This is a genomic window from Neisseria sp., assembly GCF_041804105.1.
Taxonomy (GTDB): domain Bacteria; phylum Pseudomonadota; class Gammaproteobacteria; order Burkholderiales; family Neisseriaceae; genus Neisseria.
In genome coordinates this window covers 52,372-70,972 of record NZ_JBHCJY010000035.1, presented here as the reverse complement: position 1 = coordinate 70,972, position 18,601 = coordinate 52,372, and the positions used below count along the sequence as shown (strand labels likewise).

Below are 18,601 nucleotides of genomic sequence, written 5' to 3'. Positions count from 1 at the left end.
TGTCGCCGTCGGGATAAAGCATAGCCGCAATCGCCATCAAATCGGAAACCCGCTGGTTTTTGTCGGAAGACACATAAGTAAACGGATTCCAGCGGTGGGTTTTGCCGTCTTCGGCAAACGGATTGAACAAATACACTTCCTGGCCCAAAACATCCTTTCTGTAACCGCTGGTCAGATTGAAATTTTCCTGTTTGATGTCCAGCACCACCACTGATTCTTTATAGTGCAGCAGGTTCGGGACGACAATACCGACACCTTTGCCCGAGCGGGTCGGGGCGGCCAGCAATGCGAACTGCTGGCCGTTGTAGTGCAACAGTTGGCCGTTGTACTTACCGACGACGAGCGAAGTGTTCGACTGTTTGAAAAAACCTGCTTTGGTTAAATCGGCCATTCCCGAAAATCGCGCATCGCCGTGCAGCTTTCTGGCGGGCTGCCGCCACAGCGGAACCAGACAGAAAACACCGATCAGTAGCGACAGACCGAATCCGGCAATCCCGGAAGTCTTTATCTGTAAAGCATACGCAGCCACTCTCGGGATATGCAGAGTGTTGAAGTATTGGAACCAAGTAGTCAGCCCCAAAGGTGTTTTATTCAGCCCCAGCCACTTCAGAAGGATGAAGCCGGAAAGATAGGAGCCGGCGGCCAAGGCAATCGACACGGCTAAAATTGAAATGATAAATTTATTGCGTATGCTCATTTTTAATGTTCTGTAACTGAAAAGTCGGACAGGAAGGAAAGCCTGTTTTTATTCTTATCATTACAGGCCGTCTGAAAAAGTTTTCAGACGGCCTTAAGGTATGTTTCAACCGTAGCTGCGGCCGCCGTAGGAGTGAGCCCGATATTCGGCTTCCCGCGCCCGCTGTTCCTCGGCCAAAGCAAAATCCCGTTCGGTCTGTTTCGACTGCGATACATTGTCTTCCAAAGATAAAGCCAATGCCTGATTGGTGTGGATGGAAGTGTCTTTGAACATACCCTGCGGCGATTCGTAGCCCATATTGATTTGGCCGTCTCCTTGGACATGGATGAACTTGACTTCGGGCAGCCCCGCCGCATAAGCCTTGGTTGCCATAGAGAGGGAAATGGCGTCGTAATCCGAGCTGCTGCGCGTTACCCCTTCCTCCTTGTCAAATTCGGTCAGCAGCGTCCTGCATTGTCCGCACATATCCTGAACCTGTTTGGGCATATCGGCCAGAGTGAGCGGACGGGCTTGGGCGTATTGCACTTGGTTTTGCTGTCCGTAAGGATTTGATTCCTGTTGATCCTGCGCCCATTTCCAATAAGGGTCAATGTTTCTCCAAAACCTTTTTACATCACGTTCATTATCAGAAAATTGATAGCTTTTATGAATGTGCTCTACAGTTAAAGATGCTCCTTGCGCTCTGTGTTTGGCAATCTGTTCCAAAAATGCATTAACCTGTTTGTCGGGGCGCGCCCAAAAGAGACCGCTGCCGTCAAACTCCTTGCTTGCCAAACCGATATAGCCCAAACCTTTGCCTGCAAAATCGATACAGCTGTTATCGCCTGCATCATATACCGAACGGAAACCGGGGATTTTTCCTGCTTTTGCTAAATCAGGATATTTCTTCAATTGTTCGAATTGAGATTTACTGATTTCTACTGTAATGGAACTGATGTTTTTGCCTTGGTAGTCTTGCCAATCAGTTTGGCTAAAATTATCTTTTACTGATAACCAATTGTTCCCTGGACTCCAACCGCCACTAAATGACGGTTTTTCATCTAAACGCTCTCTAGGTTGACGGGCTTCTAGCCATACATGTCCATAATTGGAAATTTCCCACTGGTTATTTTCTCTGTTAAAGTGGGGTGTTCCTTTGGGTGCAAATTTTACTGTTAATGTATAATTCGAAGACATTATAATTTCCTTTACGATGATGTTAGTAAATAAATTTTTTGTATGGTCCAATAGTAATTACTGTTCTAACAATACCTGCTTCTTGTAGATATTTTTTAATATTAGGAGGGCTTTCATCTTTAAAATCACAACGGTACTTTCCATAGGGCAGATTAAAAGCAAATCCCATCAAGGAAGAACTCCACCCCCAAGAGCTCAGGCTATTTGGTTTTTTTGATTCCCAGCTTTGGGCTCCTTCAAATAAATTATCTTTTATTTTATAAGTTTTACCGTCTAAAGTATAATTATGATCTTTTATGAAGTATACGTTTTGAAAAAAAAGAAATTCTTTATTTTTCTTTAAGTGATAGCACTTTAAGGTAAATTGATAGGGTATCTCTCGCTTTTTAGCCTGTGCTTTTTCTAAATTTACATATTCTGTATTGAAATGAATGGCATATGGTTTGCTTATCCATGAAGAAAATAGATAGCTAATTGTTCTTCCTTCTCCTAAAGTAAAATCTATCTCCTCAGGCGGGAAAAGCCATAGAGATGTTTGAGTTTTAACAAAATCACATTGCGTCAATGACAAGGCGGCTATCACGCTGCCTGTTAGTAAAACTTTATTTAAGGTCTTCATCTTATATTTTCCTAAGTAAATCCATTTTCAGACAGCCTTTAATGTATATTTTTTGATTAAAAAGATCAATAAAAAAGAAGTTTAAACGGATGAATGTCTATTGCTGTGCGGACAATTCCCGCCTCTTTTAGCATGGCCTTGATTTCAGGTGGGCTTTCGTCTTTGAAATCGCAACGGTATTTGCCGTAGGGTAGTCTGAATTCCTTTAACCTATAACTCATGCCACCAGCATTAATATTGTTGGAATTATCGATTACCCATCCATATCCTCCATTCAATATGTTTTCCCGTACGATATGAGTTTCATTACGATATATCCCGAACAACATAGATATCCTCAAAAAACAGCACTTCCGCATTTTTTTCCAAACGGTAACATTTTACGGAAAGGCGATAGGGCAGTTCCGGTGTCTCGGACCATGCTTTTTCACGGTTGATATATTCGCTATTCAGATTTATAACATATGGCTTATCAATCCAAGAAGTAATCGGATAGCTGACTACCTTTCCCTCACCCAGTGGAAAATCAACCAGTTTTGGCGGATACAGCAGTTCGGAAACTGCAGTAGTTGCCAGATCACATTGTGTCAGCGACAAAGTGGCTATTACACCACCTGTTAGAAAAACTTTATTTATGGTTTTCATCTGTAATTTTCCAAGTACATTTTTCATGCTGGCTTTTCGGAAACGGATTTAACTGTTAATGTATAGGTGTGTATCATCTTTAATTTCCTTTATGGCGATGCTAGTAAATAAATTTTTTTATGCCATCATAGATTTAATGTCTTTGTAATTGTTTACTTTTTCTTTGCCTGGTTTTAATTTAGATAATAATTAAATTTAATTATATAGGGTAATTTCTGGTGTCTTGATATTCTTTATCAATAAATTTAAAATCTCTTGTTTTTTTATATCTTAAATATGATTTAAGACCTTTAATGCTTTCTTTGTTCATATTGTGATTATCTATTATTTCATATCTGTATTTCCTTAAATACCAGTTCTCTTGTTTTGCAGAGTATTGGAAATAGAAATCTTTGGTAAAACTATTTTTTACACCTCCATAAAATATTTCAATAGAAACCCATTTTTATATATTTTTACTAATCTCGAAGTCTCTTCTTCGGAAGGTCCGCCACATTTTTTACATGGTATTATATTGTTATTGCTAATTTCTCTTGTGATGTTGCCATTTTTATTTAGTAATGAAATTTTCAGTATTCGCTCCCCATTATGTTTTTCTATTACCTGTAGCGAGTCTATAATTTTATCCCCATTTAAATCTTTAACTTCCTTAAAAATAACATTATTTTCGTTTGAAATGGCTTCCTTTTGGGTGTTTTGGCTAAAGGCCAATACAGAGCCTTGACCCGTATAACCAAATAACAATACTGCCACTGACAAAGTACCTAAGGAAATATGAGGAAATATGCTTCATAACTTTTCTCTTTCATACATAACCGTATTCCTGTCATCATATCCCAATACAACTTGATAGGGAAAGCAAAGGCCGTCTGAAATTTTTCAGACGGCCTTTAATTGTATTGACATGGGCAGTTTGTTGTTATTAACAATATATTATGACGTATTATCTTGGTGAGTATGGAATGAGGGCATCTGTTTTCAGGTCGGACTGCGGTTGCTTGGGTTTCAGGCCGTCTGAAAGCCTGCGAGCAGTTCGGGCAGTTCGTTTAGGCTGTTGATGACGGCGAGCGGGCGGCATTGCCGGAGGGTGTCGGCGGAGTGCGCGCCTGTGGTGATGCCGACGGCGGGTGCGCCTGCATTGGCGGCCATTTCCAAGTCGTAGGTTGTGTCGCCGACAATCAGGCTTTCAGACGGCCTTAAGCCGAGTTCGTCGCAGAGTTTGAACACCATGTCGGGAGCGGGTTTCGAGGGCTGCTCGCTGGCGCAGGCGGTGGCGAGCCAGAAATCTGCGGTACCGGTTTGGGCGATGGCCTGGTCGAGTCCGGTGCGGCCTTTGCCGGTGGCGACGGCGAGCCAGTAGCCTTGCTGTTTGAGGGTTTGCAGGCAGGGGATGGCGGTGTCGAACAGGCGCATGTTGTGGTTGTTGGGGTTGAGATAATGGGCGGTGTAGGTTTCGCGCAGCAGGGTTTGCGTGTCTTCGCTTGCGTCGGGGGCGAGGCGGGAGACGATGGTTTTGAGGTTGTAGCCGATGAGTGCGCGCACGGTTTCGCTGTCGGGTACGGGCAGGCCGCATTCGGCAAAGGTGGCTTGGAAACAGCGGGTAATCGGGGATGTGGTGTCGGCGAGCGTGCCGTCCCAGTCGAAGATGATGAGTTTGGGTTGCATGGGTTTGCTCCGTCTGTTTGTGAAGGGCTTTTATGGTAGGCCGTCTGAAAGGGTTTTTCAAACGTTTTTCAGACGGCCTGTGTGGTTTTGGGGCATAAACGTGAGGCGTGATGCGGCCGGTTTTGACGGTACGCGTTTCCTGCAAGGCTGTGAAACCATGCTTGGTTTTGCGGCTGTGTCGGGATGATGTGCTGATTCATGCTGACTATCCAAACGCAGCTTTGCGGTTATTGAGATGGAGGCCGGACGGATTGTGTTTTCCGAGTTTGTCTTTACGGTGTATGGATAGGGTGGCGGGATGAGGTTTGCGGATACGGTTTTTACGGTTTCGGATTGATGGGCACGGAGAGATGGGTTCGGGATGTTTTGATGTTGGAACAAAAGGCCGTCTGAAAACTTTTCAGACGGCCTTTCGGTTGTATGGACAAGGTTATTTGTCTGTACCCAATTGCGGCAGTACCGAGTCGCCGCCCAGAGACAGCAGGCCGTTGCGGGAATAGATGCCGAGCTTGGTGCGGGTGTCGGAGATATCGAGGTTGCGCATGGTGAGCTGGCCGATGCGGTCGAGCGGGGTGAAGGCGGCGTTTTCTACTTTTTCCATGCTCAGCCGTTCGGGGTGGTAGGTCAGATTGGGCGATTCGGTGTTGAGAATGGAGTAGTCGTTGCCGCGGCGCAGTTCGAGGGTGACTTCGCCCGTTACCGCGTTGGCCACCCAGCGTTGCGCGGTTTCGCGCAGCATCAGGGCCTGGCTGTCGAACCAGCGGCCTTGGTAGAGCAGACGGCCCAAGCGCAGGCCGTTGATGCGGTATTGTTCGATGGTGTCTTCGTTGTGGATGCCGGTTACGAGGCGTTCGTAGGCGATGTGGAACAGGGCCATGCCGGGGGCTTCGTAAATGCCGCGCGATTTGGCTTCGATGATGCGGTTTTCGATTTGGTCGCTCATGCCGAGACCGTGCCTGCCGCCGATGCGGTTGGCTTCGAGGAAGAGTTCGACGGGGTTGGCGAAGGTTTTGCCGTTGAGTGCGACGGGGGTGCCTTCTTCAAAGCGGATGCTGACTTCTTCGGCTTTGACTGCGACGTTTTCGTCCCAAAACGCCACGCCCATGATGGGTTTCACGATTTTGATGCCCGAGTTCAAAAACTCCAGATCTTTGGCTTCGTGGGTGGCGCCGAGCATGTTGGAATCGGTGGAATAGGCTTTTTCCGCCGACATTTTGTAGTCGAAACCGTTGGCAATCAGGAATTCGCTCATTTCCTGACGGCCGCCGAGTTCGCGGATAAACGCTTGGTCGAGCCAAGGCTTGTAGATGTGCAGGTTGGGGTTGGTGATCAGGCCGTAGCGGTAGAAGCGTTCGATGTCGTTGCCTTTGTAGGTGGAGCCGTCGCCCCAGATGTTGACGTCGTCCTGCTTCATGGCGGCGACGAGCATGGTGCCGGTAACGGCGCGGCCGAGCGGGGTGGTGTTGAAATAGGGCATTCCGCCGGTGGAAACGTGGAACGCGCCGCATTGGATGGCGGCGATGCCTTCGCGGGCGAGCTGGCTGCGGGCATCAATCAGGCGGGCTTCCGTTGCGCCGTATTCTTTGGCTTTTTGGGGGATGGCTTCGTAATCGTCTTCGTCGGGCTGGCCGAGGTTGGCGGTGTAGGCATAGGGTTCGGCGCCCTTGAGTTTCATCCACAGCAGCGCGGCCGACGTGTCGAGGCCGCCTGAAAATGCGATGCCGACTTTTTGTCCAAGCGGCAGGTCGTGCAGGATGATATGGTTGTGGTTGTTCGGAATCATGGGAAACCTGTTTGTAGGATTTTGATATGCGGGCTATCGGAATTTGACTTGCCGGATAGGGTGGATTTTGATTTTAGTGAGATTGTTGACATTATCTTACAATAGGAATCCGGTTGCAAATCGGTTTCCCCGATAGCCCGCTTTTTCAGACGGCCTGTTATCCGTTTTTCAGGAAAACGCATTTTGCGTACAACTCGGCGGGAGCGGCCGTCCCTGCGTCGCCGAAATCGCGAAGTCCCGTAACGTCTGCAATCCGCCGCCGTATTTCGCCGGCCGGTTGGGACGGTGCGGCGGGACGTGCAAACAGGCGGATATGCTGGTGGACAATCAAGGGTTCGGCATACGGTTTCGCGGGTACGAGCGCGGTAAAGTAGTGGTTGCCGATGGTGTTGCGTTTGGTTGACGAAGCCGTTGCCACGCCCAGAAACTGCGTGAACGGGATTGCTTCCGTTCCCCTGCGGCTGATGCATTCGATTACGGCGTCGTCGGGCGAAAACACGATTTCGCGTACCCGTGTGTGCCAGCCTTGCCACCACGTCCACAGTACGAACAGCAACCAGCCGCCGCCGGGCAGGGCCGCCCAGACATTGCCTGACCATACGCAGCCTAAACCCAACAGGGCGTAGAATACGGTTTCCAAATAATCCGCCGGATTCGACGGTTGCTTGATGCGGTATCCGCTCATGGCGTAGTATCCTGTGTTGATTTTGTTTGGCAGGCCGTCTGAAAACGGGTTGCGCAGGCGTGTACCGCCTGTCTGCAATGCGGCCTGCCATTATATCCGGCGCAGCCGAATCGCGAAGCCGTATCGGCCGTGATGACAGTTCGCATCCGCGCATTGCTTTCATACCGCCATTCTTAATTCTTACGGAAAAACCATGACGAACACCCGACAACACGCGTTCAACCTGATTATCGTCGGCGACGAAATCCTGCACGGCAGCCGCAGCGACGCGCATTTCGCCTTTTTCAAAAACCTGCTCGAATCGCGCGGCCTGCAACTCAACCAAGTACAGTATCTGCCCGACGAACGCGGCCTGCTGATCAAACAGCTCGGACGCAGTTTTTCAGACGGCCTGCCGACGTTCGTTACCGGCGGCATCGGTGCCACGCCCGACGACCACACCCGTCAGGCCGCCGCCGAAGCCTTGGCACTGCCGGTGGCTCTCCATCCCGAAGCCGCCGCGTTCATCGACGAGCTGACCGTCGGTCGCGGCGAGCCGCTCGGTATGCCCGAACACCGCCAGCGCCTGCGTATGGCCGAATTCCCCGCAGGTGCGCAGATTATTCCCAATCCGTTCAACAACGTGGCGGGATTTTTTATCCGGGAACACTATTTCCTGCCCGGCTTTCCCGTGATGGCGCACCCGATGGCCGAATGGGTTTTGGAAACGCACTACGCGGACTCGTTCCACCAAGCCGAACGCGCCCAGCGCGCGGTGTGGATTTACGCCATGCCCGAATCGCGCATCACGCCCTTGATGGAACGCATCGAAGCCGGATATGCAGGCGTGCAGGCGTTCAGCCTGCCCAGCGTCGGCAGCACGCTTTCAGACGGCACCGTTGTTCCGCCGCACATCGAATTCGGCCTGAAAGCGCAGGGCGAAGCCTGTTCGCGGATAGACGCGGCATGGCAGGACGTACTCGCCCAGTTGCGGGAACTCGGCGCGGATGTGCGGGATATGGAAGCGGGTGTCTGAAACGGCGGAATTCGTTCTGACCGCATAGGGTTTGCGGGATGCAGGCAAGATTGCGGCAAAGGAGGGCAAACCGTGATTCCCGTTTCCGGGCATGTGGGAAATGTTTGTCGTTTTATGCCGAAGGGCCGTCTGAAAACTTTTTCAGACGGCCTTTCTGTTTTTGCCTATGGTTTGGAAAAAACAGAATGCAGTGAACTGTGTCAGTGCGTCTGCGCAGGTTTATGGTGTTTTAATTCGTCTGCAGCGTTCGGAAGTTTTTGATGCTGCTTCCAACCAACTGAAAGGATTGAAATGATGGAATCTGTCGCACCGGTCATTACGGAAATATTGAGATTGGGCAACAGCAGGTTTTGGATCGTGATGATTATTTGCCTTCTATTGGCTGCCGCATGCTTTATTTACGTACTCAGATGGTGGTAGACAAAGGCCGTCTGAAAAAAGCCGATTTTTCAGACGGCCTTTGTTTTGCACTGAAACGGTTTTTCGCACCTTGCGTCCTGCCGCCGTATGGCCTAAGATGCGGTTACTTTTTAGTCGGGGTGCCGTCCGGTGGTGCAAACCGGAGCGGCTGAGAAAATACCCGTTGAACCTGAAACAGTTAATACTGGCGTAGGAAACTAATGGCAAACCTTTACCACGGCCTTTCGGGCTGAACAGACCGCATCCATGCCGCTGCACCATGCACGGCACGGATGCGGTTTCGTTTTGGTTTCCTTTCGCCTGACTTTGCGAAAGGAGCTTTGGATGGACATCCGTTATCTTGATGCGGTGCGTGCGCGCAATCCGCTGGTTCACAACATCACCAACATCGTGGCCGCACACTTTTCCGCCAACGGTCTGCTGGCCGTCGGCGCGTCGCCCATCATGGCCGACAGCGTGGAAGAGATGGAAGAATTGGCTGCTGTGAGCGCGGCACTCGTCATCAACATCGGCACGCTGGCCTCCGCCACGGTGCAGGCCATACTGCTTGCGGGCAAGGCGGCCAACCGCGCGGGCGTACCCGTGGTGCTTGACCCCGTGGGTGCGGGCGTAACGGCGTTCCGTCGCGATACGGTGGAACATTTGCTGCGGGAAATCCGTTTCGCCGCCATCCGCGGCAACGCGGGCGAAATGGCGCAGGTGGCCGGTGTGTCGTGGCAGGCCAAAGGGGTGGACGCAGGCAGCGGTGCGGCCGCGCTCGACGAAATCGCTGCAGCCGTTGCGCGCAAACACAATACGGTGGCCGTGGTCAGCGGTGCCGTGGATTACGTTTCAGACGGCCTGAAGCTGGCTGTGCTGGAAAACGGCACGCCGCTGCTGCCGCGCATCACCACGTCGGGCTGTCTGCTCAGCGCGGTGTGCGGCGCGTTTTTGGGCGTGGCGGCCAAAGACGATTATCTGCATGCCGCCGTCGAAGCCTGTACCGTGTACGCCGTGGCCGGCGAGTTGGCGGCACAAGGGCTGCGGCCCACGCAAAGCGGCACGTTTACCACGGCGTTTATCGACAGCCTGGGCGCGGTAACGGCGCAACAGGTTGCCGCCGCCGCCCGTGTTGCGTGGCGGGAAGTGCCGCAAACGGGAGCAACGGCATGAACACGCATCTGCATCCCGTCCCGCAGGCGCTGACCATCGCCGGCAGCGATTCCGGCGGCGGCGCGGGCATACAGGCGGATTTGAAAACCTTCCAGATGCGCGGCGTGTTCGGTACCAGCGTGTTAACCGCCGTAACCGCGCAAAACACGCTGGGCGTGAGCGGCGTGCACCTGATGCCGTCTGAAATCATCACGCAGCAGCTTGAAGCCGTGCGTGCAGACTTCCGCATCGGCGCATTCAAAACGGGGATGCTGGGCACGGCGGAAATCATCGAAACCGTGGCCGCGTTTCTGCAAAACAAGCCGTTCGGACGCTATGTGCTCGACCCCGTGATGGTGGCCAAAGGCGGCGCGCCGCTGCTGCAAAGCGACGCGGTTGCCGCCATGAAAACGCACCTGCTGCCGCTGGCCGACGTGGTGACGCCCAACCTGTCCGAAGCGGAAGCGTTGACCGGCATCCGCATCGAAACCGCCGCCGATGCCGAGCGCGCCGCACGGCTGTTGCAAGACGCGGGCGCGAAAAACGTGGTCATCAAAGGCGGGCATTTGGACGGCAGCACCAGCGCGGTCTGTACCGACCGGCTGTTTACGCCGTCTGAAACGCTGGCGGCGGAAGCCCCGCGTTACCCCACGCGCCATACCCATGGCACGGGCTGTACCTTTGCCGCCTGTATGACCGCGGAGCTGGCCAAAGGTCGCAGCATCGAAGCCGCTTTTCAGACGGCCAAAGCCTTCATCACCGCCGCCGTCAGCCATCCGCTGAACATCGGCTCGGGGCACGGGCCGGTCAACCATTGGGCGTATGCCGACGCATCGCCCGACATATCCGGAAAGGACATCCCGTGAACGAAACCGACATCCGCGCCATGCTGAACCTCTATTTCATCGCAGGCACGCAAGACTGCCGCCATCTGCCCGACGGCACGCCGCAGCAAAAACTGCTGGCCGTGCTGGAGCTGGCGCTGCAAAACGGCATCACCTGTTTCCAGTTCCGCGAAAAAGGCGCGGGCGCATTGCGCGACCCTGCCGAAATCCGCGCGCTGGCGGAAACCTGCCGCGACTTGTGCCGCCGCTATAACGTGCCGTTTTTCCTGAACAACGATGTCCGGCTGGCATTGGAACTGCAAGCCGACGGCGTGCACATCGGCCAGAAAGACATGCCGCTGCCCGAAGCGGCCGCCCTGTGCAAAGGCAGGCTGGTGCTGGGCATTTCCAATACCGATATGGCAGAACTCGATAAAAACCGCGACAACCCCGATGTGGGCTATTTTGCCGCCGGTCCCGTGTTTGCCACCCGCTCCAAAGCCGATGCCGCACCGCCCACGGGCATCGGCTTCATCCGCGATATCCGCGCAAGCGGCTTTACCCGCCCGCTGGCCGCCATCGGCGGCATTACCGCCGACAGCGCCGCCGACATCCGCCGCGCAGGTGCAGACGGCATCGCCGTGATTTCCGCCATCACGCAGGCGCAGGACATTGCCCGAGCCGTGCAGGGATTGCTGGCGCGTTGAATGGCGGCGCAGCGAGGCTGCTTGTCTGATGCGGGACTGCCCGTTCATGCACCGCCGTTTTCATGGGTGGTGTTTGGATATTGCGTTGATAACATAGCGGCAAGACGGATTTCTCCAACTTCCGTCATTCCCGCGCAGGCGGGAATCCATGCTTGGAATCTGGAATTTTTTGTAAAACAAATACTTGTGAATGCCGCGACCGGATTCCCGCCTGAGCGGGAACGACGGAAGTAAACATCAACGCCATATCCGAACACGGTCTTTTCATTCAGGTTGTACGTTTTGCATGGATCAACTGTAACGACGGTTAGGCAGCGTTTCGTAAGGCAATAATTCCCAAATGCATAGGCCGTCTGAAAGTATTGCGGGAGGCCCGGTTTGTTTCAGCGCAGTAATGGTCTGGCAGACATTGGCTCTGCGGAAACAGGCCGTCTGAAAAAGACAACGGCAAGCGTAGCTTAGGTTGGCAGCATTCAGGCCGTCTGAAAAAATTTTTCAGACGGCCTTATTGTTTGGCGGCTGTGTTTGGATATGGCATTGATGCTGGATTTCCCGTTATTCCCGCGCTGGAGGGAATCCGGCTTTGGTATCGTAAGTGCCTGTTTATCAAGATACCGGATGCCACACATGGGTTTCCGCTTGCGTGGGAATGACGGAAGTGGAGCTGCAGTTTCGCTTATCGGTTGCCAATCAACAAAATCCCAACACAGCCTTTCAAAAACAGGTTTCCCATCATTTGCGGCTGGATTACCGCTTGTGCGGGCATGACGGAATTGGAACAATCCGTCTTGCCTGCATTCCATCAACGCCATGTCCCACAATACAGCCTGCGGAAAATCGAAGCGGTTGAAGGCAGTTCGGTTTGGGCGTTCAGGAAGGCGGCAACCTGTAAAACGCAAAGGCCGTCTGAAAGCGTACGGATGGTTTTCGGCAGGTGTACGGGTTGATGGCGCAAAGTTGTCTGAAATGGAACGGTTGCTTTCAGACGGCCTTTGGCCGGTCAATTTTTCCCGCGGTGGCAATGCAGCCGTGTATTGAAGCCGTCTGAAAGTAGGGCAGGCCGTTTGGATTGGGCGTTTCCCAATTCCGATGCCGCAGGCGGAGAGCCGAGAAAAGGCCGTCTGAAACGTTTCAGACGGCCTTTTTTTGCATCCCGTAAACAGGGGATGTTCCATATCTTCATGTTTGCGGGGCTGATTTGCCTGCCGTTAATGCGAACAGCCGCAGCTTCCGCCGCCGCAACCGTCCTGCACAGCGTTTTCAGACGGCCTGTCGGTCTGTTCCGCATCTCGGGCGCGGTATTGCAGCGGGTATAAATCCAGCTTTTCCATCAACAGGCGGTCGCCGTCTTCTTCGGGGTTTTCGGTGGTGAGCAGTTTGTCGCCGTAGAAAATCGAATTCGCCCCCGCCAGAAAACACATGGCCTGCATGGCTTCGGGCATGTTGCTGCGGCCTGCGGACAGGCGCACAAAGCTTTTGGGCATGGTGATACGGGCGACGGCGATGGTGCGCACGAATTCCGTCCAGTCCAAATCTTCGGCATCGGCCAGCGGCGTGCCTTCCACTTTCACCAATTGATTAATCGGCACGCTTTCGGGCTGCGGGTCGAGGTTGGCGAGGCTGGCGATTAAGCCCGCGCGTTCGGGGCGGGTTTCGTTCATGCCGACGATGCCGCCGCAACACACTTTCAAACCCGCACCGCGCACTTTGCCCAGCGTGTCCATACGGTCTTCGTGTTGGCGGGTGTGGATGATGTCGTTGTAGCGTTCGGGGTCGGTGTCGAGGTTGTGGTTGTAGTAGTCCAGCCCGGCGTTTTTCAAATCTTCGGCCATGCCTTCTTCGAGCATGCCGAACGTGCCGCAGGTTTCCAGCCCCAAGCCTTTCACGGCTTTGATGATTTCGGAAACGGTTTCCACGTCTTTCGGCTTCGGCCCGCGCCAGGCTGCGCCCATGCAGAAACGGCTCGCGCCGCGCGCTTGGGCGATTTTGGCTTTTTCGAGGATTTCCGCCACGTCCATCATGCGTTCTTTTTCCAGTCCGGTGTTGTAGTGGGCGGATTGGGGGCAGTATTCGCAGTCTTCGGGGCAGCCGCCGGTTTTGATGGAAAGCAGGGTGGAGAGCTGGATTTCGCGGGCGTTGAAGTGTTCGCGGTGGATTTCGGCGGCTTTGTACACAAGGTCGAGAAACGGCATTTCGAACAGTTCTTCAACCTGGCACTTGCGCCAGTATTGGGCGGTCTGGTGCGGCTTGCGCTCGGTTTTTCGGCGCAGGGCGACGGGGGATATGGTCATGGCGGGTTCCTTGTTTCGTTGTAGTTTGCGGCAGCACAATGTTGCCGACGCGCCGCGGGCAGTCGCAGTGAAAGCGGGCGGCGTTTGGGGTTTTGATTGTAAAACAATACGGTAAAGGCCGTCTGAAAATTTTCAGACGGCCTTTTATGGAGCGGCGGCATGATACGGCGTCAGGGTTTCGACTCAAGCGGCGGGCAGGGCGGAAATGTCGGCGGTTTTGCCTGCACGGTTATTTTGCCAATTCCGAATCAATCTCGCGGTACAGCGCGGTAAAGTCCGGTTCGCCGACAAATGTTTTCAGCACTTCGCCTTTTTTATTGATCAGCACGGAAGTCGGGTAAACCTTGGTTTCAAACGCCTTGCCTGTAACGCCGCGGGTGTCGTACATCACGGTAAACGGCAGCCCGTATTGGCGGACATATTCGCGCACGCTTTCGGGCGGATCAATCGGCTGCGCGATGCCGAGCACCTGAAAATCCTTGCCCCGATAATCGTTGGCCATCTTAATCACTTTAGGCATTTCGCTCACGCAGCCGGGGCACGACGGAAACCAGAAATTGATAAACGTCACTTTGCCCTGCAGGTTTTGATTACTGACGGTTTTGCCGTTCAAATCTGCCAGAGAAAACGCAGGCGCGGCCTGCTGTTTCGGCATCAATACAAAGGCAAGCAGCGCGCCGACAATCAGTACGGCGATAAGGGGGAGGATTTTTTTCATGGTTTGCGGTGTGTATGTGTCGGGTTGGAAAAGCAGGCCGTTCGGACGGCCGGGTTTTAATCGGAACGGCAGGCGGTTCTGCTGCGGTAAAGCCGTTTTGCATGTCTTTCCCCGAATCGTTGGGGTTTTTAAGAACGGTAAACCGCAAGCCGTATCAGGCCGTCTGAATAACCGTTCAGCCGTTTTTAGACGGCATTAACGCGGTAAGTGCGGCAAACAAGGGGTCGGGAAGCTGGACATTGCGGCCGTTGTGTACAGCCATCAGGGTAATGTCCGCTTCCACCGCTGTTTTGCCGCTTTCCAGCAAAACGGTTTGCCGTACGCCGACTTTCCGTTTGTCCAAACCGGATAAGGCCGTCTGAATACGGATAATGTCGTTTTCGAGCGCGCTGCGGCGGTAGCGGATACGGGTTTCCGTAACGACCATCTGGATGCCGTCCAGCCATTGCAGCAGGTTCTGCTGCTCAAACAGCCGCCAACGCGCTTCTTCGAGAAATTCCAAATAACGCGCGTTGTTGACATGGCCGTAGCCGTCGAGATGGTAGTTGCGTATGCGGATGTCCATCAGTTCAGGTTGAACGGCTGGAAGGTTTCGCGCGCCAGCGGCTCCTGTTCCAAATCGGTAATGACGGTGGAGAGCTGGATGTCGAACCATTCGTTGAAAATGTCTGCGTGCAGGTCGGGCCAATGGCTTTCGTCTTCGCACCAGTCGGCCAGTTCGGCGGCAAAAATATCTTCGAAACGCGCTTCAATTTCGTCCCAAACCTCGTCGGCCGTTTCGCAGGGGCGCACCAGATAGGAATTCGCATCGGCCTGCAAATCTTCGAGTGTGAAATCGTTCAAATCCGCGCCGGGCAGGGATTGCAGCCAGTTCCAAAACGGTTCCAGTGGAATCAGGACAAAAACGCTGCGGTTGACTTCAAACATAATCATGCTCCTGCAATAAGGTTCGGATTGGGAAATGATATAGCAAAGTCGGGGCTTTTACCAACAACAGGCCGTCTGAAGTTTTCAGACGGCCCTACTGCCGAAGACACATTTATATCGTTGTAAAACAAAAAATTACTTGAAACCGGAAAAGCGGTTGTGGTATATTGCCGTGCTTGGCATTGCGCCAAGATGTTTTTGTCCGATGACCGATCAATCGTAATCGGTCCCTTTAATTTAAAAAAGGAAAATAATCATGACTTTAGGTCTGGTTGGGCGCAAAGTGGGCATGACCCGCGTGTTTAACGAGCAGGGTGCTTCTGTTCCGGTAACCGTGTTGGATATGTCTGCAAACCGCGTCTCTCAAGTGAAATCCGAAGATGCTGACGGCTATACCGCCGTTCAAGTTACCTTCGGTCAGAAAAAGGCGAACCGTATCAATAAGGCCGAAGCCGGACATTTTGCGAAAGCAGGTGTTGAGGCCGGTCGCGGTTTGGTTGAGTTTGCTTTGACTGCCGAACAGTTGGGTGAGCTGAAAGCAGGTGACGAAATTACCGTTGCCATGTTTGAAGCCGGTCAGCTGGTTGATGTAACCGGCACCTCTAAAGGTAAAGGTTTTTCCGGTACCATCAAGCGCCATAATTTCGGTGCGCAACGTACTTCCCACGGTAACTCGCGTTCGCATCGTGTCCCCGGTTCCATCGGTATGGCACAAGATCCCGGTCGCGTATTCCCCGGTAAGCGCATGGCAGGCCAATACGGCAATACCAAATCCACCGTTCAAAATCTGGAGGTGGTTCGTGTTGATGTAGAGCGCAACCTGCTGTTGGTCAAAGGTGCTGTGCCCGGTGCGGTTAACAGTGATGTTGTCGTGCGTCCCGCAGTGAAGGTAGGTGCGTAATGGAATTAAAAGTAATCAATGCTCAGGGTCAGGTTGCCGGCAGTGTTTCTGCTTCCGACGCACTGTTCGCCCGCGAATACAATGAGGCACTGGTACATCAGTTGGTCAATGCTTTCTTGGCTAATGCCCGTTCGGGTAATCGTGCTCAGAAAACCCGTGCCGAAGTGAAGCATTCTACCAAAAAGCCTTGGCGTCAGAAGGGTACTGGTCGTGCTCGTTCCGGTATGACTTCCTCTCCGCTGTGGCGCAAAGGTGGACGTGCGTTCCCTAATAAGCCTGACGAAAACTTCACTCAAAAAGTGAACCGTAAGATGTACCGTGCGGGTATGGCTACGATTTTGTCTCAATTGGTGCGTGATGAGCGTTTGTTTGTGATTGATGCACTGTCCGTCGAAACTCCGAAAACCAAAGTTTTTGCCGAACAAGTAAAAAATTTGGGTATGGAACAGGTTTTGTTTGTGACCAAGCAGCTGGACGAAAATGTCTATTTGGCTTCGCGTAACCTGCCAAATGTGCTGGTGTTGGAAGCTCAACAAGTAGATCCTTACAGCTTGCTGCGTTACAAAAAAGTGATTGTCACTAAAGATGCGGTTGCACAATTAGAGGAGCAATGGGTATGAATCAAGAGCGTTTAACAAAAGTTATTTTGGCTCCTATTGTTTCTGAAAAAAGCAATTTGCTGGCTGAAAAACGCAATCAAATGACTTTCAAGGTGTTACCGAATGCAACTAAGCAGGAAATCAAGGCTGCTGTCGAACTGTTGTTCGGTGTTGATGTTGCTTCTGTAACAACTACAACCACTAAGGGCAAAACGAAACGTTTTGGCCGTACTGTAGGTCGTCGTAGTGATGTCAAAAAAGCCTATGTAAGTTTGGTGGCTGGTCAGGAATTGAATCTGGAAGCGGCTGCGGCTGCGGCTGATAAGGAATAAATGTCATGGCTATTGTAAAAATGAAGCCTACCTCGGCTGGTCGTCGCGGCATGGTTCGCGTAACTACCGAAGGTTTGCATAAAGGTGCGCCGTTTGCGGCTTTGGTTGAGAAAAAACACTCTACTGCTGGTCGTAATCATAATGGTCATATTACTACTCGTCATAAGGGTGGGGGTCATAAACATCATTATCGTGTAGTAGATTTTAAGCGTAATAAAGACGGTATTGCGGCAAAAGTGGAGCGTATTGAATACGATCCTAACCGTACTGCACATATTGCATTGTTATGTTATGCCGATGGTGAGCGCCGTTATATCATTGCTCCTCGTGGCATTAAGGCTGGCGCGGTTTTGGTATCTGGTGCTGAGGCTGCAATCAAAACAGGTAATACCCTGCCGATTCGCAATATTCCTGTTGGTACCACCATTCACTGTATTGAAATGAAACCGGGTAAGGGTGCACAAATTGCACGTTCTGCCGGTGCTTCTGCGGTGCTTTTGGCTAAAGAAGGTGTGTATGCTCAAGTGCGTTTGCGTTCTGGTGAGGTTCGTAAAATCCATGTTGACTGTCGTGCCACTATCGGCGAAGTCGGAAATGAAGAGCAAAGCCTGAAAAAAATCGGTAAAGCGGGTGCAAACCGTTGGCGTGGTATTCGTCCCACTGTCCGTGGTGTTGTCATGAATCCCGTGGATCACCCTCATGGTGGTGGCGAAGGCCGTACAGGAGAGGCTCGTGAACCGGTTAGCCCGTGGGGTACTCCTGCTAAAGGTTACCGTACTCGTAACAATAAACGCACGGATAATATGATTGTTCGCCGTCGTTACTCAAATAAAGGTTAATTGATATGGCTCGTTCATTGAAAAAAGGCCCGTATGTAGACCTGCATTTGCTGAAAAAAGTAGATGCGGCTCGAGCAAACAATGACAAGCGTCCGATTAAAACTTGGTCGCGTCGTTCCACTATTCTTCCTGATTTTATTGGTTTGACCATCGCTGTGCATAATGGTCGCACTCATGTGCCCGTTTTTATTAGCGATAATATGGTTGGTCATAAACTGGGTGAATTCTCATTGACCCGTACCTTTAAAGGCCATTTGGCCGATAAAAAGGCTAAGAAGAAATAAGGTGAATCATGAGAGTAAATGCACAGCATAAAAATGCCCGTATTTCTGCCCAAAAAGCTCGTTTGGTTGCAGACTTAATTCGCGGTAAAGATGTTGCCCAGGCTCTAAATATTCTGGCGTTTAGTCCGAAAAAAGGAGCTGAGCTTGTGAAAAAGGTGTTGGAATCTGCAATTGCCAATGCAGAGCATAATGAAGGCGCTGATATTGATGAGCTCAAAGTGGTAACTATCTTTGTTGACAAAGGACCTAGTCTCAAGCGTTTTCAGGCTAGGGCTAAAGGTCGCGGTAACCGCATTGAAAAACAAACTTGTCATATTAGTGTGACAGTGGGTAACTAAGGAAA

At 51.9% G+C, this 18,601-nt stretch carries 24 protein-coding genes and 1 riboswitch; of the genes, 10 read left to right on the top strand and 14 right to left on the bottom strand.

The window, feature by feature from the left end; translation table 11 throughout:
• From ACEYDX_RS03855 to ACEYDX_RS03820, 8 genes are all read right to left on the bottom strand, one after another.
• Nucleotides 1–697 (bottom strand): type IV secretory system conjugative DNA transfer family protein (locus ACEYDX_RS03855; protein WP_373740711.1); only part of this gene is annotated, 697 nt, incomplete at its 3' end.
• A gap of 105 nt (nt 698–802) precedes the next feature.
• Entirely contained in the window at nt 803–1,873 is a 1,071-nt protein-coding gene (locus ACEYDX_RS03850; protein WP_373740710.1) for a hypothetical protein, read from the bottom strand.
• Between the two features lie 22 nt (nt 1,874–1,895).
• Nucleotides 1,896–2,492 carry a hypothetical protein gene (locus ACEYDX_RS03845; protein WP_373740709.1) on the bottom strand — a complete coding sequence of 199 codons (597 nt, stop codon included), beginning with the start codon at nt 2,490–2,492 and terminating at the stop codon, nt 1,896–1,898.
• 306 nt (nt 2,493–2,798) lie between these two features.
• On the bottom strand, nt 2,799–3,164 hold the full coding sequence (locus ACEYDX_RS03840) for a hypothetical protein (protein ID WP_373740708.1): 366 nt from the start codon (nt 3,162–3,164) through the stop codon (nt 2,799–2,801).
• Between the two features lie 381 nt (nt 3,165–3,545).
• Nucleotides 3,546–3,890 (bottom strand): hypothetical protein, encoded by a 345-nt coding sequence (locus ACEYDX_RS03835; protein WP_373740707.1) that lies wholly within the window; start codon nt 3,888–3,890, stop codon nt 3,546–3,548.
• 252 nt (nt 3,891–4,142) lie between these two features.
• Nucleotides 4,143–4,802: an HAD-IA family hydrolase gene (locus ACEYDX_RS03830; protein WP_373740706.1), complete on the bottom strand. Its 660-nt coding sequence runs from the start codon at nt 4,800–4,802 to the stop codon at nt 4,143–4,145.
• A 430-nt stretch (nt 4,803–5,232) separates the two neighbouring features.
• Nucleotides 5,233–6,585: an argininosuccinate synthase gene (gene argG, locus ACEYDX_RS03825; protein WP_373740705.1), complete on the bottom strand. Its 1,353-nt coding sequence runs from the start codon at nt 6,583–6,585 to the stop codon at nt 5,233–5,235.
• A 157-nt stretch (nt 6,586–6,742) separates the two neighbouring features.
• Entirely contained in the window at nt 6,743–7,348 is a 606-nt protein-coding gene (locus tag ACEYDX_RS03820; RefSeq protein WP_373740704.1) for a hypothetical protein, read from the bottom strand.
• A gap of 115 nt (nt 7,349–7,463) precedes the next feature.
• Here ACEYDX_RS03820 and ACEYDX_RS03815 point away from each other — a divergent pair, with 115 nt between their 5' ends.
• From ACEYDX_RS03815 to thiE, 4 genes are all read left to right on the top strand, one after another.
• A complete protein-coding gene (locus ACEYDX_RS03815) occupies nt 7,464–8,285 on the top strand; it encodes a competence/damage-inducible protein A (RefSeq protein ID WP_373740703.1) in 822 nt (273 codons plus the stop codon).
• 525 nt (nt 8,286–8,810) lie between these two features.
• A riboswitch (TPP riboswitch) is annotated at nt 8,811–8,918 on the top strand.
• Nucleotides 8,919–9,029: 111 nt separating this feature from the next.
• Nucleotides 9,030–9,857 (top strand): hydroxyethylthiazole kinase, encoded by an 828-nt coding sequence (thiM, locus tag ACEYDX_RS03810; protein ID WP_373740702.1) that lies wholly within the window; start codon nt 9,030–9,032, stop codon nt 9,855–9,857.
• Nucleotides 9,854–10,702 carry a bifunctional hydroxymethylpyrimidine kinase/phosphomethylpyrimidine kinase gene (gene thiD / locus ACEYDX_RS03805; protein ID WP_373740701.1) on the top strand — a complete coding sequence of 283 codons (849 nt, stop codon included), beginning with the start codon at nt 9,854–9,856 and terminating at the stop codon, nt 10,700–10,702. The genes thiM and thiD overlap by 4 nt, the downstream gene beginning before the upstream one ends.
• Complete coding sequence (thiE, locus tag ACEYDX_RS03800) at nt 10,699–11,367, top strand: thiamine phosphate synthase (RefSeq protein WP_373740700.1); 669 nt, start codon at nt 10,699–10,701, stop codon at nt 11,365–11,367. Before thiD ends, thiE begins: the two co-directional genes overlap by 4 nt.
• Nucleotides 11,368–12,169: 802 nt before the next feature.
• Here the strand turns inward: thiE and ACEYDX_RS03795 are convergent.
• The 6 genes from ACEYDX_RS03795 to ACEYDX_RS03770 form a co-directional block, all read right to left on the bottom strand.
• Nucleotides 12,170–12,322, bottom strand: a complete 153-nt coding sequence (locus ACEYDX_RS03795; protein ID WP_373740699.1) for a hypothetical protein — start codon at nt 12,320–12,322, stop codon at nt 12,170–12,172.
• 45 nt (nt 12,323–12,367) lie between these two features.
• Nucleotides 12,368–12,550, bottom strand: coding sequence for a hypothetical protein (locus ACEYDX_RS03790; RefSeq protein ID WP_373740698.1), 183 nt, complete (start codon nt 12,548–12,550; stop codon nt 12,368–12,370).
• A gap of 25 nt (nt 12,551–12,575) precedes the next feature.
• Nucleotides 12,576–13,658, bottom strand: a complete 1,083-nt coding sequence (gene bioB / locus ACEYDX_RS03785) for a biotin synthase BioB (RefSeq protein ID WP_373740697.1) — start codon at nt 13,656–13,658, stop codon at nt 12,576–12,578.
• 229 nt (nt 13,659–13,887) lie between these two features.
• A complete protein-coding gene (locus tag ACEYDX_RS03780) occupies nt 13,888–14,376 on the bottom strand; it encodes a TlpA disulfide reductase family protein (RefSeq protein WP_373740696.1) in 489 nt (162 codons plus the stop codon).
• Between the two features lie 175 nt (nt 14,377–14,551).
• Complete coding sequence (locus ACEYDX_RS03775) at nt 14,552–14,941, bottom strand: acyl-CoA thioesterase (protein WP_373740695.1); 390 nt, start codon at nt 14,939–14,941, stop codon at nt 14,552–14,554.
• Nucleotides 14,941–15,303 carry a VacJ gene (locus ACEYDX_RS03770; RefSeq protein ID WP_373740694.1) on the bottom strand — a complete coding sequence of 121 codons (363 nt, stop codon included), beginning with the start codon at nt 15,301–15,303 and terminating at the stop codon, nt 14,941–14,943. Before ACEYDX_RS03770 ends, ACEYDX_RS03775 begins: the two co-directional genes overlap by 1 nt.
• Nucleotides 15,304–15,559: 256 nt before the next feature.
• On the opposite strand from ACEYDX_RS03770, the gene rplC reads away from it, so the two are divergent.
• Genes rplC through rplV form a run of 6 tightly spaced genes read left to right on the top strand, consistent with a single transcriptional unit; the run spans nt 15,560 to nt 18,596 of the window.
• On the top strand, nt 15,560–16,204 hold the full coding sequence (gene rplC / locus ACEYDX_RS03765) for a 50S ribosomal protein L3 (protein WP_373740693.1): 645 nt from the start codon (nt 15,560–15,562) through the stop codon (nt 16,202–16,204).
• Nucleotides 16,204–16,824 carry a 50S ribosomal protein L4 gene (gene rplD, locus ACEYDX_RS03760; protein WP_373740692.1) on the top strand — a complete coding sequence of 207 codons (621 nt, stop codon included), beginning with the start codon at nt 16,204–16,206 and terminating at the stop codon, nt 16,822–16,824. The genes rplC and rplD overlap by 1 nt, the downstream gene beginning before the upstream one ends.
• On the top strand, nt 16,821–17,135 hold the full coding sequence (gene rplW / locus ACEYDX_RS03755) for a 50S ribosomal protein L23 (RefSeq protein ID WP_373740691.1): 315 nt from the start codon (nt 16,821–16,823) through the stop codon (nt 17,133–17,135). The genes rplD and rplW overlap by 4 nt, the downstream gene beginning before the upstream one ends.
• 5 nt (nt 17,136–17,140) lie before the next feature.
• The gene (rplB, locus tag ACEYDX_RS03750) at nt 17,141–17,974 is read left to right on the top strand and encodes a 50S ribosomal protein L2 (protein WP_373740690.1); all 834 of its coding nucleotides are present in this window, start codon (nt 17,141–17,143) and stop codon (nt 17,972–17,974) included.
• A gap of 5 nt (nt 17,975–17,979) precedes the next feature.
• Nucleotides 17,980–18,258: a 30S ribosomal protein S19 gene (rpsS, locus tag ACEYDX_RS03745; RefSeq protein WP_009119027.1), complete on the top strand. Its 279-nt coding sequence runs from the start codon at nt 17,980–17,982 to the stop codon at nt 18,256–18,258.
• A gap of 8 nt (nt 18,259–18,266) precedes the next feature.
• Nucleotides 18,267–18,596 (top strand): 50S ribosomal protein L22, encoded by a 330-nt coding sequence (gene rplV / locus ACEYDX_RS03740; protein WP_373740689.1) that lies wholly within the window; start codon nt 18,267–18,269, stop codon nt 18,594–18,596.
• The last annotated feature ends 5 nt before the right edge of the window (nt 18,597–18,601 follow it).

What these genes read in the sequence shown, in the direction of transcription:
- ACEYDX_RS03775 (WP_373740695.1), bottom strand. Translation starts at nt 14,941, where the DNA reads ATGGACATCCGCATACGCAACTACCATCTCGACGGCTACGGCCATGTC.
- argG (WP_373740705.1), bottom strand. Translation starts at nt 6,585, where the DNA reads ATGATTCCGAACAACCACAACCATATCATCCTGCACGACCTGCCGCTT.
- rplB (WP_373740690.1), top strand. Translation starts at nt 17,141, where the DNA reads ATGGCTATTGTAAAAATGAAGCCTACCTCGGCTGGTCGTCGCGGCATG.
- thiM (WP_373740702.1), top strand. Translation starts at nt 9,030, where the DNA reads ATGGACATCCGTTATCTTGATGCGGTGCGTGCGCGCAATCCGCTGGTT.
- rplW (WP_373740691.1), top strand. Translation starts at nt 16,821, where the DNA reads ATGAATCAAGAGCGTTTAACAAAAGTTATTTTGGCTCCTATTGTTTCT.
- thiD (WP_373740701.1), top strand. Translation starts at nt 9,854, where the DNA reads ATGAACACGCATCTGCATCCCGTCCCGCAGGCGCTGACCATCGCCGGC.
- ACEYDX_RS03845 (WP_373740709.1), bottom strand. Translation starts at nt 2,492, where the DNA reads ATGAAGACCTTAAATAAAGTTTTACTAACAGGCAGCGTGATAGCCGCC.
- bioB (WP_373740697.1), bottom strand. Translation starts at nt 13,658, where the DNA reads ATGACCATATCCCCCGTCGCCCTGCGCCGAAAAACCGAGCGCAAGCCG.
- rplD (WP_373740692.1), top strand. Translation starts at nt 16,204, where the DNA reads ATGGAATTAAAAGTAATCAATGCTCAGGGTCAGGTTGCCGGCAGTGTT.
- rpsS (WP_009119027.1), top strand. Translation starts at nt 17,980, where the DNA reads ATGGCTCGTTCATTGAAAAAAGGCCCGTATGTAGACCTGCATTTGCTG.
- ACEYDX_RS03840 (WP_373740708.1), bottom strand. Translation starts at nt 3,164, where the DNA reads ATGAAAAATGTACTTGGAAAATTACAGATGAAAACCATAAATAAAGTT.
- rplV (WP_373740689.1), top strand. Translation starts at nt 18,267, where the DNA reads ATGAGAGTAAATGCACAGCATAAAAATGCCCGTATTTCTGCCCAAAAA.
- ACEYDX_RS03815 (WP_373740703.1), top strand. Translation starts at nt 7,464, where the DNA reads ATGACGAACACCCGACAACACGCGTTCAACCTGATTATCGTCGGCGAC.
- rplC (WP_373740693.1), top strand. Translation starts at nt 15,560, where the DNA reads ATGACTTTAGGTCTGGTTGGGCGCAAAGTGGGCATGACCCGCGTGTTT.
- ACEYDX_RS03850 (WP_373740710.1), bottom strand. Translation starts at nt 1,873, where the DNA reads ATGTCTTCGAATTATACATTAACAGTAAAATTTGCACCCAAAGGAACA.
- ACEYDX_RS03830 (WP_373740706.1), bottom strand. Translation starts at nt 4,802, where the DNA reads ATGCAACCCAAACTCATCATCTTCGACTGGGACGGCACGCTCGCCGAC.
- ACEYDX_RS03780 (WP_373740696.1), bottom strand. Translation starts at nt 14,376, where the DNA reads ATGAAAAAAATCCTCCCCCTTATCGCCGTACTGATTGTCGGCGCGCTG.
- ACEYDX_RS03790 (WP_373740698.1), bottom strand. Translation starts at nt 12,550, where the DNA reads ATGAAGATATGGAACATCCCCTGTTTACGGGATGCAAAAAAAGGCCGT.
- ACEYDX_RS03770 (WP_373740694.1), bottom strand. Translation starts at nt 15,303, where the DNA reads ATGTTTGAAGTCAACCGCAGCGTTTTTGTCCTGATTCCACTGGAACCG.